This is a genomic window from Pseudomonas sp. 2995-1, assembly GCF_002742505.1.
GTDB classification, from domain to species: Bacteria; Pseudomonadota; Gammaproteobacteria; order Pseudomonadales; family Pseudomonadaceae; genus Aquipseudomonas; species Aquipseudomonas sivasensis.
This window is the reverse complement of record NZ_LJSA01000332.1, coordinates 495,972-509,636: the sequence shown is the minus strand read 5'-3', so window position 1 is coordinate 509,636 and position 13,665 is coordinate 495,972. Positions and strand designations below refer to the sequence as shown.

11 protein-coding genes are annotated in these 13,665 nt (G+C 62.0%); 3 read left to right on the top strand and 8 right to left on the bottom strand.

Translation table 11 applies throughout. The features are described 5' to 3' along the window. Positions 1-136 precede the first annotated feature (136 nt). The 8 genes from tssH to tssA form a co-directional block, all read right to left on the bottom strand. Positions 137-2,812, bottom strand: coding sequence for a type VI secretion system ATPase TssH (tssH, locus tag AOA61_RS11360; RefSeq protein ID WP_032884440.1), 2,676 nt, complete (start codon positions 2,810-2,812; stop codon positions 137-139). Beyond that, positions 2,805-3,848, bottom strand: coding sequence for a type VI secretion system baseplate subunit TssG (gene tssG, locus AOA61_RS11355; protein ID WP_032884439.1), 1,044 nt, complete (start codon positions 3,846-3,848; stop codon positions 2,805-2,807). The genes tssH and tssG overlap by 8 nt, the downstream gene beginning before the upstream one ends. After that, the gene (tssF, locus tag AOA61_RS11350; RefSeq protein ID WP_095185221.1) at positions 3,812-5,671 is read right to left on the bottom strand and encodes a type VI secretion system baseplate subunit TssF; all 1,860 of its coding nucleotides are present in this window, start codon (positions 5,669-5,671) and stop codon (positions 3,812-3,814) included. Before tssF ends, tssG begins: the two co-directional genes overlap by 37 nt. Then, a complete protein-coding gene (gene tssE, locus AOA61_RS11345) occupies positions 5,668-6,183 on the bottom strand; it encodes a type VI secretion system baseplate subunit TssE (protein WP_005792513.1) in 516 nt (171 codons plus the stop codon). The genes tssF and tssE overlap by 4 nt, the downstream gene beginning before the upstream one ends. A 92-nt stretch (positions 6,184-6,275) precedes the next feature. Beyond that, a complete protein-coding gene (locus AOA61_RS11340) occupies positions 6,276-6,764 on the bottom strand; it encodes a type VI secretion system tube protein Hcp (RefSeq protein WP_017735732.1) in 489 nt (162 codons plus the stop codon). Positions 6,765-6,935: 171 nt separating this feature from the next. Further along, positions 6,936-8,432 carry a type VI secretion system contractile sheath large subunit gene (gene tssC / locus AOA61_RS11335; protein WP_032884437.1) on the bottom strand — a complete coding sequence of 499 codons (1,497 nt, stop codon included), beginning with the start codon at positions 8,430-8,432 and terminating at the stop codon, positions 6,936-6,938. Between the two features lie 2 nt (positions 8,433-8,434). Beyond that, entirely contained in the window at positions 8,435-8,941 is a 507-nt protein-coding gene (gene tssB, locus AOA61_RS11330; RefSeq protein ID WP_010207547.1) for a type VI secretion system contractile sheath small subunit, read from the bottom strand. 54 nt (positions 8,942-8,995) lie between these two features. Then, positions 8,996-10,015 carry a type VI secretion system protein TssA gene (gene tssA / locus AOA61_RS11325; protein WP_099601763.1) on the bottom strand — a complete coding sequence of 340 codons (1,020 nt, stop codon included), beginning with the start codon at positions 10,013-10,015 and terminating at the stop codon, positions 8,996-8,998. Positions 10,016-10,409: 394 nt separating this feature from the next. Between tssA and tagH the strand changes: the two genes are divergently transcribed. Genes tagH through tssK form a run of 3 tightly spaced genes read left to right on the top strand, consistent with a single transcriptional unit; the run spans position 10,410 to position 13,661 of the window. Beyond that, positions 10,410-11,741: a type VI secretion system-associated FHA domain protein TagH gene (gene tagH / locus AOA61_RS11320; RefSeq protein ID WP_099601762.1), complete on the top strand. Its 1,332-nt coding sequence runs from the start codon at positions 10,410-10,412 to the stop codon at positions 11,739-11,741. A 57-nt stretch (positions 11,742-11,798) separates the two neighbouring features. After that, on the top strand, positions 11,799-12,308 hold the full coding sequence (gene tssJ, locus AOA61_RS11315) for a type VI secretion system lipoprotein TssJ (RefSeq protein ID WP_099601761.1): 510 nt from the start codon (positions 11,799-11,801) through the stop codon (positions 12,306-12,308). An 18-nt stretch (positions 12,309-12,326) separates the two neighbouring features. Then, a complete protein-coding gene (tssK, locus tag AOA61_RS11310; RefSeq protein ID WP_095185217.1) occupies positions 12,327-13,661 on the top strand; it encodes a type VI secretion system baseplate subunit TssK in 1,335 nt (444 codons plus the stop codon). Positions 13,662-13,665: the final 4 nt, after the last annotated feature.

The window sequence follows — 13,665 nt, the reverse complement described above, 5'->3', positions numbered from 1 at the left end:
TAACCGAAGAAACTGAGTTCAAATGTGGGAGGGGGCTTGCCCCCGATAGCAGTGTGTCAGTTGAGGTATCAGGCGACTGATTCACCGCCATCGGGGGCAAGCCCCCTCCCACATTTGCATTGCATTCCAACAGTCGTTATTCGGCGTCGCTGAAGTCGTAGTGCAATTCATTATCCCGGCTGCTGATGCGCACACCCGCCAGCGCCTTGCCCTCAAGCATGCGCGTGAGGAACTCACGGCTCATGTCCGGCAGCAGGCTGTTGGTGAGGATGGTGTCGATCATGCGTCCGCCGCTTTCGGTTTCGGTGCAGCGCGAGACGATCAGGTCGACCACCGCGTCGTCGTAGTCGAAGGCGACCTTGTGGGTATTCTCCACGCGCTTCTTGATGCGGTTGAGTTGCAGGCGGGTGATCGCCTTGAGCATCTCGTCGCTCAGCGGGTAGTAGGGGATCGTCACCAGGCGGCCGAGCAAGGCAGGCGGGAAGATCTCCAGCAATGGCTGACGCAGGGCCTTGGCGATTTCTTCTGGCTCGGGGATGTTCGCCGGGTCTTTGCAGACGCGGGAAATCAGCTCGGTACCGGCGTTGGTGGTCAGCAGGATCAGGGTGTTCTTGAAGTCGATCACCCGGCCTTCGCCATCTTCCATCACGCCTTTGTCGAACACCTGGAAGAAAATTTCATGCACGTCCGGGTGGGCTTTCTCCACCTCGTCCAGCAGGACCACGCTGTAGGGTTTACGCCGCACTGCTTCGGTCAGCACGCCGCCTTCGCCGTAGCCGATATAGCCCGGTGGCGCGCCCTTGAGGGTCGACACCGTGTGAGCTTCCTGGAACTCGCTCATGTTGATGGTGATCACGTTCTGCTCACCGCCGTACATGGCCTCGGCCAAGGCCAGGGCGGTTTCGGTCTTGCCCACGCCGGAGGTGCCGGCGAGCATGAACACGCCAATTGGCTTGCTCGGGTTATCGAGGCCGGCTCGGGAGGTCTGGATGCGCTTGGCGATCATCTGCAGGGCGTGGTCCTGGCCGATGATGCGTTTCTTCAGGTGCTGGTCGAGGTTAAGCACCGTCTCCAGTTCATTGCGAGCCATGCGGCCCACCGGGATACCGGTCCAATCAGCGACCACCGAGGCCACGGCCTGGTAATCCACGGTCGGTAGGATCAGCGGAGTTTCGCCTTGCAGCGCGGTCAGTCGCTGTTGCAGATCGACCAGTTTCGCACGCAACTCATCGCTCTCGTTGTTACCCGCATCGCTGTCCACAACCCCGGCCTTTTCACGCAGGGTGGCACGGGTGGCGAGCAATTCATCCACCAGGGTTTTCTCTTCGGCCCAGCGGCTTTCCAGGGTCGCCAGGCGCTCACGCTCGGCGCTTAACAGGGTTTCGCTGTTGCTCTGGCGCGCACCAATGTCGATGCCGATGGCATGCTCGCGGGCGATGATTTGCAGCTCGGTTTCCAGGGCTTCGATGCGGCGGCGGCTGTCGTCCACTTCGGCCGGTACGGCGTGCAGGCTGATGGCGACGCGGGCGCAGGCGGTGTCCAGCAGGCTTACGGATTTATCGGGCAACTGGCGCGCCGGGATATAGCGGTGAGACAGCTTTACCGAGGCTTCAAGGGCTTCGTCGAGGATCTGCACCTGGTGGTGTTTCTCCATGGTCGATGCCACGCCGCGCATCATCAGCAGAGCTTTGTCTTCCGACGGTTCAGCAACTTGCACGACCTGGAAGCGGCGGGTCAGCGCTGGGTCTTTCTCGATGTGCTTCTTGTACTCGGCCCAGGTGGTGGCTGCCACGGTACGCAAGGTGCCACGGGCGAGGGCAGGCTTGAGCAGGTTGGCTGCATCACCCGTCCCGGCGGCGCCACCGGCACCTACCAGGGTATGGGCTTCGTCGATAAACAGGATGATCGGCTTGGGCGAGGCCTGGACGTCTTCGATGACCTGGCGCAGGCGCTGTTCAAACTCGCCTTTCATGCTGGCGCCGGCTTGCAGCAGGCCGACATCAAGGCTGCGCAGTTCCACGTCTTTCAGTGCAGGCGGCACGTCACCGGCGACGATGCGAAGGGCGAAACCTTCGACCACGGCCGTCTTGCCGACGCCGGCTTCACCGGTGAGGATCGGGTTGTTCTGGCGGCGGCGCATGAGGATGTCCACCAGTTGGCGGATCTCTTCGTCACGGCCGACGATAGGGTCGAGCTTGCCGCTGCGAGCCTGTTCGGTCAGGTCGACGGTGAAACGCTTGAGGGCTTCCTGTTTGCCCATCGCACTCGGTGCCATGGCGCCGCTGGCCTCGCCTGGAACACCGGCGTTAAAGCCGTCGCTGGCGCTCAAGGCGTTTTCCGGCGAGTCGCCAACGTATTCATCAAAACGCTCGCTCAGTGCCTCGGCCTTGATCTTGTCGAATTCCGAAGACAACCCCAGCAGCGCGTGGCGCAAGCTTGGCGTCTTGAGGATGCCTAGCACCAGATAACCGGTGCGCACCTGGCTTTCGCCGAACATCAGGCTGCCGTATACCCAGCCGCGCTCCACGGCTTCTTCCACATGGGACGACAGGTCGGTGATCGACGTCGAGCCACGCGGTAGGCGGTCCAGGGCTTCGGTGAGGTCACGGGCCAGGCGCGCCGGCTCGACGTTGAACTGGCGGATGATGCGGTGCAGGTCCGAGTCCTGCAGTTGCAGCAACTGGTGAAACCAGTGGGCCAGTTCCACATACGGATTGCCCCGCAACTTGCAGAACACGGTGGCGGCTTCGATGGCCTTGTAGGCCACGCTGTTGAGTTTGCCGAACAGTGCGGCGCGACTGATTTCACCCATGCTCTGGATTCCTTGAGGTGGTGGCTTGATCGGCGTAATGCCGGGCCAGGATTAGGTCGTTGGCGTCATGCTCGGGATTGCCGAGCCAGGTGTTAAAGCCCAGGCGGAACTGGCCATTGAGTTGCAGCGCCGGTACTTCGGGTTGTTGCAAAACCAGGTTCAAGTCCCAGTCCAATTCATGGCCCAGGTACTCGGCCACCCACGCCACCAGCTCGTTGAACGGCTGACTGCCGGGCAGCATGCCCATGTAGTCGTCCAGCTTGAGCGGGCCCAGGCGGATACGGAATTTGTGCTGGCGGTCCCACACATGGCTGCCCAGGCAAAAGTCCACACCCAGCCGGTTGGCGCTGACACTCACACGGCTGCGCTCTGGCAGTTCCAGCCATTGGCCGACGTATTCTTCAATCTCCACCGGCAGGCCGAAATACTCGCCGAGGATTGCCTTCAAACCGTCTGGGTAACGGGTTTGCGCTGATAAGTGACCGCTGTAATGCAGCTTCGCCGTGTCGGGAATCAGCCCTTGGTTGAGCAGACTCGGCATGCCTCGACCACTTAAGGCGGCGAGGCGTGCAGACCAGTAGTCATCATCCGGTCGGTCATGGCTGACCGTCGGCCGCGCCTCGGCCCAAGCCCGATAAAACAGGCTTAGCAGGCGGTGGTGGAAGACGTCCAGGAACTGCTTGCTGGTGCTGTCAGCATTGTTGCGCTGGCGCTCGCGTACGTACTCGGTGATGTGCAGCGGCAACGGGCCGTTCGGGCCGCCGAGGCCAAAGAAGAACTGCTCCAGGCGTGCGGGTTTGCCATCGCCGCCGGGGTCGACCGACGCCAGGGTGGCCGGGGCGAACGTGCAATCGGCCTGTTGCCCCAAGCGTAGCGGGTCGTCTGCCAGGCGCAGGGAATGGCCCAGGCGCGGCAGGTCCGGCGATTCGCACTCGATACGCCGCAGCGCCTGGAAGAAATCGTATTCCCAGGGCTCCTGATGCATCGCATCCAAAGTACTCACAGGGTCGGACGACGCCCGGGCTTGGCTTTCCATCGCATGATCTCGCCGCGTTCGGTGGTACGGATCACCGTCTCGGTAAAACTGTTGATCGACACGTAGCGTGCCAGGAAGCGTTCCAGCACCGCACCGAGCAGGAACACGCCGGTACCGCGAAACGCGTTTTCATCGAACTCCAATGTGATCTCAAGACCGCGGCCAAATACGATCGGTCCGGGCATCGGCAGGCGCCGGGTGACGGCCTTGCTGCTGACGTCGCGCAGACCTTCGATCTGCAATTGCAGGGCGGCGTCATTGCTGTCGCCATACAGGCGCAGTAATTCGCGCAAGGCACCCGCGCCCTGGCCTTGTTCGCTCAGGGACAAATAGTTGAGCGACAACTGGCTGATCAGGCGCCAGGCCTTGGCGTCATGGGCATGGCTGGCGCGCGGGCGACTTGGGCCGGCGACGCAACGCACGGATAAAACCGGCGCGCTGTCGGAGAGGGTGAAGTCGGTCTTGCCATTGCCCACGCTCATGAACAACGGCAAATCGCGATTCGTGCACAGCGCCGTCACGCCCAGTTGGCGCAGGTCGTGGCCGTAGGGCGCCTGGCGGCTGTCCACCAGGCTGACGAAGGTTTCGCTGCCCACGTAGGTAGAGCGTGGGCCATTGCGGCGTTGGTCGCTGGATAGCACGCGCGGCTCGCGACGCACCGTGTAGTACGCCTGGTCGCGGCCATAACGGGATGGATCGCGTACCGCATAGAACGGCAAAAATGGCTGCTCTGGCCCAGTACCGTGGCCGGTGATGCCGCTCAGCGAGTGAATCTCGAAATCCATTGGCCGTGTGCGGTCGGCGATCACGTGGTGCTCGTTGACCCGGTCGGACAAGTGGATGCGGTCCACGCGCTTCGGGAACAGGTTGATCGCCGGGGTGCAGAACGGCAGGAATTGCGCCGCGCCGACGCTGCCTTCCAGGCTCGGTTCGTGACGGTCGAACAGCACGATCAGCTCCAGCTCCTGGCCGTCGCAACGTTTGACCGCGCGGCTCAGTTCGGCGAATTCGACGAACAGGAAACGGTGGGGCAGGGCGAAGTATTCCTGCAACAACCGATAGCCCTGGAATGCGCGCGCAACGACCGGCATAGCCGCGTCGGCATCGTCGAAACCCCGGGAGCGCAGTGCGTCCTGGGGCAACCGCTCAACCCAATCGCCACCGGGCTTGCGCGCAAACACCGCGCAGGCGTTGCCCAGCAGTTGTTCGTAAAGGCGGAACGGCTGCTCGTCGGCGCCGCTGAGGTACAGCGGCAGGTTGTCCAGGTCGAGGCTGTTGAACGGCAATTCGGCGCCGGTGCGTAGGGTCAGGCGCAGGCCGGCCTTGGCTTTCGGCTCACTGGCGGCCAGGCGACCGAGTACGGCGGCGGGGTTGCCGAAGTACTCGGCATTGCTGACCTGCAACGGCCACAACGTCACCGGGTGTGCGGTGCGGTACTCGCAGCAGGTCTGGGTTTCGCGGCCCAGGGCGGCACGCAACACGGTGTCGCGCGGCAGCGGGAAGCCGCTGGCCAGGGAGCCTTCGTCGGGGTCGGTCTGCAATTGCACCACGGTCATCGACGGGGTCGGCGCCAGGTAGTGCGGGTAAGCGATTTCCAGCAGGTTGTGGGTGAAGGTCGGGTACTCGGCGTCGAGTTTGAGCTGTACGCGGGCGGTGAGGTAAGCGAAGCCCTCAAGCAAACGTTCGACATACGGGTCGGCGCAGTCCATGCCAGACAACGTCAGCCGACTGGCGATCTTCGGGTATTCCTTGGCGAACTCGGCGGCGCTCTCGCGCACGTGATGCAGTTCTTGGTTGTACAGCTCCAGCAGACGCGGATTCATGGGCGTCTCCGCTGGTCGGCATTGACCACGCGCACGTGGCCGGATTCAAGGTCGAGGTCGGTTTGCAGCAACAGGCGCAACGGCACTGGCTGCGCCCACAGGTCGCCTTCGATCTCGAAACTCAGGGCGTTGTGATTCATCTCGCCATGGCCAACGCGGGCCTTCACCCGCAGGGTATGGCGAAGGATGCGCGGTTCAAAGGTGGCAATCGCCTGGTAGATCAGGGCTTCCAGAGCCTTGATATCGACACTGGAAACGCTGTTGCCCGCCAATGCAGGTAGGCCGTAATTGACCACCGAGGTACCGGCCGGGGTGTGCAGCGTGGCGTCGGCATCGAGCAACGACGTGGTATTGAGCAGCCACGCCAGGTCGCGCAGCACCGAGGCTTTCAATTGGGTCAGGGACAGCACGCGTTTGTCGGCGCTTTCCTTGGGATTGGTTGGGTCGTCGTCAGTCAGCCGGTCCAGCAAGGACGGTTGCAGACGGTCGCGGGAAGCGATTTCAGTTACCACCAAAGCAGCTCCACGGACGGGTTGTGAGAGGGACGGTTGTTCTGAGGGGCAGGGCTAGTGGCCGTGGCATGAGACCACGGCCACCAGGGCTATCAGCGCTTGGTGTTGGAACGGATGTTCCAGCCAAACTTGATTGCGCCGCCGTCTTTGGTGCCGTCAGCTTTCTGCGGCTGGTAGTCAACCATCACTTGGGCGAAGTTCAGGGTAACGTTCTCGGTCAGGCGGTCATCGGAGCCCGAACCGCCGGTGCTCAGGGACGTGACCAGCACTTCTTCCAGGTTGATCACCATGTACTCGACCTGGCTTTCACCACCGGCCTTGCGCACAGTCAGCTTGACCTTGTCGATGTGCTTGCCGCTGGCGCAGTGCATCATCAGGTTCGGCGAAGCTTTGTCGACGTACTTGGTCAGCGACAGGTCCTGGATATTCACCTTGCCTGCACCACCACCACCGCCCACGTGCATGTTGCCGGACTGGGCCATGCCCCAGCTCCAGTTCAGTACGTCGATTTCGTCCTTGTGGGCCTTGTCCATGGACTCGCCCTTGATGTCGCCGATCTTGATGAAAATATCAACAGCCATGTTTTCTCCCTGTGTGGCGCTTGCCACTGAATTTGAGTAACTCCAAATGCGCAGTGCCTTTGTGTGGGAGGGGGCTTGCCCCCGATGCAGGCACCTCGGTGTGTCAGTCACACCCCAGTGATGCTATCGGGGGCAAGCCCCCTCCCACAGAAGAGCCAGCTCATCCGTGGGTTAGGCGCTTTTCGCCGAAGGCAGTTTCGATACCAGGCGCAGCGACACGGTCAGCCCTTCGAGCTGGTAGTGCGGACGCAGGTAGAACTTGGAGTTGTAGTACCCCGGGTTGCCTTCGACGTCTTCCACGATCACTTCGGCGGCAGCCAATGGGTGCTGGGCCTTGGTGGTTTCGGTGGAGTGCGCCGGGTCACCGTCGACGTAGTTGAGGATCCAGTCCTGCAACCAGCGCTGCATCTCGTCCTTCTCTTTGAAGGAACCGATTTTGTCGCGCACGATGCACTTCAAGTAATGCGCGAAACGGCAGGTGGCGAACAGGTACGGCAGGCGCGCGGCCAGGTTGGCGTTGGCGGTGGCGTCCGGGTCGTCGTATTCGGCCGGTTTCTGCAACGACTGGGCGCCGATGAACGCGGCGAAGTCGGTGTTTTTCTTGTGCAGCAGCGGCATGAAACCGTTCTTCGCCAGCTCCGCTTCACGGCGGTCGCTGATGGCGATTTCGGTCGGGCACTTCATGTCCACACCACCGTCATCGGTAGGGAACGTGTGGGCCGGCAGGTTTTCCACTTCACCACCGGACTCCACGCCACGGATGCGCGAGCACCAGCCGTAGTGCTTGAACGAACGGTTGATGTTCACCGCCATCGCGTATGCGGCGTTGGCCCAGGTGTACTTGGAACTGTCGGCGCCGTCGGTGTTTTCTTCGAAGGCGAAAGCTTCCACCGGGTCGGTCTTGGCGCCATACGGCAGACGCGCCAGGAAGCGCGGCATGGTCAGGCCGATGTAGCGCGAATCTTCCGATTCACGCAGCGAGCGCCAGCCGGCGTATTCCGGGGTGGTGAAGATCTTGGTCAGGTCGCGCGGGTTCGACAGTTCCTGCCACGAGCCCATGCCCATCACGGTCGGCGAGGCCGCAGCGATGAACGGGGAGTGCATGGCCGCGCAGACTTTCGACAGCTCGCCCAGCAACTCGACGTCCGGAGGCGACTGATCGAAGTAGTAGTCGCCGACCAGGCAACCATACGGTTCGCCGCCGAACTGGCCGTATTCTTCTTCGTACATTTTCTTGAAGATCGGGCTCTGGTCCCACGCGGTGCCCTTGAATTTCTTCAGGGTCTTGTGCAGGTCCGGCTTGGAGATGTTGAGCACGCGGATCTTGAGCTGCTCATCGCTCTCGGTGTTGTTGACCAGGTAGTGCAAGCCACGCCAGGCGCTTTCCAGCTGCTGGAAGTCCTGATGGTGGATGATCTGATTGACCTGGGCGGTGAGCTTGGCGTCGATGGCGGCGATGATCGATTCGATCGACTTGATCGCGTCGTTGGACACTAGGTCTGTTTGCGCCAGAGCCTGTTCGGCCAATGTACGCACAGCGGTTTCCACGGCTTCGCGGGCACGCTCGGTCTTGGGTTTGAACTCTTGCAGCAGCAGGTTGGCGAACTCGCTGGCTTCTTCGGTGGCACCCAGGATCTGGCTGCCTTCGCGGGCGGTATTGTCAGTCATGATTATTGGTCCCCTGCAGGCTTAGGCGCGCTGGCAAGTGCCTGAAGCAGTGCCGGGTCCTTGATTGCCTTCATGATGATTTCTTCAGCGCCGGTCTTGCCGTCCATGTAGGTCAGCAGGTTGGCCAGCTGGGTGCGGGCTTCGAGCAACTGGTTCAGCGAGTCGACTTTGCGCGCCACGGCGGCCGGGCTGAAGTCGTCCATGCTTTCGAACGTGATATCCAGGCTCAGGTTGCCTTCGCCGGTCAATTCGTTCGGTACGTGGAACGCTACGCGCGGCTGCATGGCCTTGAGGCGTGAGTCGAAGTTGTCGACGTCCACTTCAAGGAACTTGCGATCAGCCACTGGCGCCAGAGGCTCGGCAGGTTTGCCGGCGAGGTCGGCCATCACACCCATCACGAAGGGCAGCTGGACCTTTTTCTCGGCGCCGTAGAGCTCGACGTCGTACTCGATCTGCACCCGAGGCGCGCGGTTGCGCGCGATGAATTTCTGAGAACTTTGCTTCGCCACGTTGCTGCTCCTGGTCGCTTGAGCGACGGTGTTGTTACTGCGCAGTCGGACGGCTTACTCGCCGTCCGGCCCACGCAGGTTTTCAAATTGGGACATGCCATCGGGAATCAGATTGCGCACGATCGCGGCAAAGTCGGCATGCACCAGATTCTTCGCTCGGTTCAACAGCACCGGCAGCGGGCTCGAAGGCTCGTGACGGGTGTAGTACGCAAGGATCTTGTCCAGGCTGCGCAGTACATCATCGCGGCTGGCGATATCGCCGGCCGGGCGCGATGCCGCAGGGGCAGCGGCGTACTCGACCGAGGGGGCATTGTCGTCACTGACGGCCTCGGGTTCGCTGCTGCCTTGGGTGTCTGGAACCGCTTGATTAAGCACTTGCAGCGCCTGCTTGAGCGGTTGTTTCAAGAGGGTCAGGTCCACGCCTTGGGCTGAACCGACCTGGTCGCTGACCTGCTGCTCGATGGCTTCGCAAGCCGCACGCGCGGCGCTCAAGGCGTCGCGGGTGGCTTGCAGGTGTTCGGGGTCGCTGTCGAGGAATGCGGCGTTCAGTTGCTGGGCGCCGAGCTGTTCGTCGGGGAAATTCATCAGGCCGCTGGCATTCAGCGCGGCGCGCAGGCTCACGGGGCCGAAGGTGCGCGAGCGCGTGAGGATGCTTTCGCGCAGCAGGCGAATGGTCGCGTCACTGGTCAGGCCAGACAGGGCGTTGATGCGCACGGTCGGGTCGTTGTCGTCGTCGGCATCCAGGCGCGGGTGCAGGTCGGACCAGTATTCGCGCAACAGGGCGTCGATCAGTTTCAGAACATCGGCCAGCCCGGCCACACCCTGGAGGGCGAGGGAACTTTGCAGGAGGAAATGGGTGATGCGCAGGTCTTTGCTGCGCTGCAGCAGGTCGAGGCTCTGCTGCTGGATGCTGCGCCAGTCCGGCGGCTCGGCGGGCAAGATGGAATCACCCATGCTGCGCTCAGGCTGGCCCTTGGCATCACGCTCCAGTTGGAGAAATTGCGCGTCATATTCCATGTCTTCGCCACAAGGCGAAGTCGCGGAAACGGCGGTGAGCAGCAACGGCACATCCACTGAAATTGATCTCCCTATCAGCCCGTTATATGGCGGGCAATTCATGCATTAGTTGCGCGAGGAACTTTGCATGTTTTCTTGGTCATATAAGCACGGTGCTACTAATGTGCCATCATTGGTGTTCAAGAAGTTGTGCATTTTTGGTGTAGTAGTTAGGGCTTGTCAAGGTAAGCTATTCGCCCTCTGTGACAGATGTGCGGTGCTTAACAACCTGCGCGACTGGTGGGTCGAACGGCGCACCGGGACAGGATTTTTGTCATAGAGCCCAGTTAAGATCAGCGATCATGCTGGCATCGGCCGGTTGTAGACGGTCGGAGGCACGATCTGATGGGGAACTCTCGGGATTCTCTGTCCCGTGAATCGCTCGCGCGCGAAGTATCAGCAAGGAGGCAAGATGTCGCTGTGTTTGACTATCACTAGTTATCACAAGATTACCCCAGGGCAGTGCGCCGAAAAGTCCATGAATCAGGGCTCGATGGCGATCGGCCGCAGTTCGGATAATGACTGGGTATTGCCTGATCCTGAGCGGCTGGTGTCTTCACAACATTGCGTAATTCAATACAAAGATGGCCGTTATTATTTAACCGATAACAGCACAAACGGTGTGGAGTTGGTTAACGCCGGTGTTCGCATGCGCCGGGGTAATAGCGAGCTGCTGCAAAATGGCGAGCTGATCCGCATCGGCGATTACGAGATTCAAGCGCGTATCGACTTCAACGTTCAGGTCGCCGATAGCCAGCCGTTTGCCGGTGAATCGCCGAACAGCTTTGAGGCACTGATGGGGGCCGTGGTGAACGCTCCGGTGGCGACCCCAGTAATTGCGCCGCAGTTTCAGGGCGCCTCGTCGATGGACACCCTGCCGGACCTGTTCGACTTCCTCAGCCCCACCGCCGTGCCGCCGCCGACCGTGCCGGACCACGTGCCCTGCGAACAACACGACTTCCGTCCGCCGACACCTGTGGCTGTACCGGTGGTCGAAGCGCCCCCAGTGTCGGGCTCGGTGATTCCTGAAGACTGGGACTTGTTCGGCGACGCGCCAGCGCCGTTGGTCAGCGCGCCGCCACCCCCACCTCCAACCGCGCCGATCATCCCGCCGCCACCCGTGGTCGAGCCTGTGCTCCCCGTGGCCGACAGCCAACAACCCGACCTCTTGCAAGCCTTCCTGCGCGGCGCTGGCCTCGACCAGTTGCGTCTGGACAAAGCCCAAGCAGAAGCCCAGATGGAAAGCATCGGCCGCAGCTACCGGCTGATGGTCGAAGGCTTGATCGATGTGTTGCGCGCACGCGCCAGCCTCAAGGGCGAATTCCGCATGCAGCAGACGATGATCCAGCCTGCTGAAAACAATCCGTTGAAATTTGCCCCGAATGCCGAGGAAGCGTTACTGCTTTTGCTTCGTCATGGAAACCAAGCGTTTATGGCGCCGGACCTTGCCGTGCGGGACAGTTTCGACGACTTGCGTGCCCATCAGTTGGCCGTGATGGCCGGGGTGGAAGCCGCAATCAAACACCTGCTCACGCGTTTCGAACCGGCCCAGCTGGAGGAACGCATGGGCAAGCCCGGCGGGCTGTCGAGCATTTTCAACGGCTCGCGCCAGGCCCAGTACTGGCAGCAGTTCACCGAGCTCTACAGCAATATTTCCCGCGAGGCCCAGGAAGACTTCCAGGACCTGTTCGGCCGCGAATTCAGCCGAGCCTACGAAGAACACAGCGCACGACAGCGTCGCTAATCGCCGCGCCGCAACAATGGATCAACGGATAGCTAAGTACGTCATTGAGGACGCAGGATGATTCCCAGGTTTTTACTCGCAGTCGCCACCGCGCTGCTGCTGACGGCGTGTGCCAATGACGCCGTCAAACCCGAAGCGGCGGCCGAGGAGCAAGCGGATACCGCTGCGGTCGAGTTTCACTTCCACGCGATTTCCGGGCTTAACCCCGGCCCCAACGGCCAGGCCGCGCCGGTTCGGGTGCGCATTTTCGAGCTGAAAAACGCCGCCACCTTCGGCCGCTCCGACTACTTCGCCCTGGCGGACCGCGCCCAATCTACCCTCGGCCTGGACCTGCTGGACCAAGACGAAGTGATGGTCCAGCCCGGCCAACAACTGAGTATCCAGCGAGATCTCGACCCGTCCACGCGCCAGATCGGCTTGCTGGTGGGTTACCGCGAGTTGGACCGCGCGCAATGGCGCACGGTGATCAACGTGCCGGCGCGCCAGTACACCGAATACCAGATCAGCCTCGATGTGCGCGCCGTGCGCGCCGACGTCGTGGTTTCCCCATCCAGCCCTGCCCAATAACAAGCAATCGGAGCCCCCATGTCCTGGAACAATCGCGTGGTCTGGTCGGAAGGCATGTTCATCGGAACGCAGCACTTTCAGCAGCATGACCGTTACCTGGAAAACCTGATCGACGCCCGCAGCCGCCCGTTGGCCGCTGGTGCCTGGGGCTTTTCCGAGTTGCTGATCGACCAGGGCCTGCTGGCCCAGGGCAAGCTGGCCATCGTCTCGGCGCGTGGCCTTTTGCCCGACGGCACGCCGTTCAATATCCCCCAGGACGACCTGGCACCAAGCCCGCTGAACATCGACGACAACCTGCGCGATGGCCTGGTCTACCTGGCCTTGCCGCTCAAACGCGCGGGTGCGCGGGACACGGTTGACGAAGGTGAAGCGCTGGAAGCCGCACGTTACGTGAGCCAGGTGCGCGAAGTGCGCGACGACAACGCCCCGTTTGAAAACCGCGCGCCTGTGGCCGTGGGTTCCCGTGCCCTGCGCCTGCTCACTGCCCAGGATGGCATCAGCGATTACGCCGCCATCGGCCTGGTGCGTATCAAGGAAAAACGTGCAGACCGCGCCCTGGTGCTCGACGACACCTACATCCCTCCGGTACTGGACGTGGCTGCGAGCAAGCCGCTGACCGCGTTTCGCAGCGAACTGCTGGGCCTGTTGCACCAGCGCGGCGAAGCCCTGGCCGGCCGCGTGGTCGCCTCGGGCGCCGGTGGTGCGTCGGAGATTGCTGACTTCATGCTGCTGCAATTGGTCAACCGCGCGCAGCCGCTTATCCAGCATTTCAGCCAGTTGAGCCCACTGCATCCGGAGCGCTTCTTCAGCGAACTGGTGAGCCTGGCCGGTGAGTTCTCGACCTTTTCCACCTCGGGTCGTCGTCCCCAGGAATACCCGCAGTACCAGCACGATGACTTGGCCCTGAGCTACGCCCCGGTGATGGCGGCTCTGCGTGAAGCGCTGTCGATGTTGATCGATAGCAAAGCCACACCGATCCCGATTGTCGAGAAAGCCTACGGCATCCACGTGGCGATGCTCGCCGACAAAACCCTGCTCGACAACGCCAGTTTCATCCTGGTGGTGCGTGCCGATGTGCCTGGCGAAACCCTGCGCGGCCGCTTCGGCCAGCAGAGCAAGGTCGGCGCGGTGGAGCACATCCGCGACATGGTCAACCTGCAACTGCCGGGCATTGGCCTGGTGCCGTTGCCGGTGGCGCCGCGCCAACTGCCGTACCACGCGGGCAGCACTTATTACGAGCTGGACCGGGGCAGTGAGCATTGGCAGCAACTAAGCAACTCCGGCGGCTTTGCCTTCCATATCGCCGGGCAGTTCCCGGGCTTGAACTTGGCCTTCTGGGCGATCCGAGGATAATCCG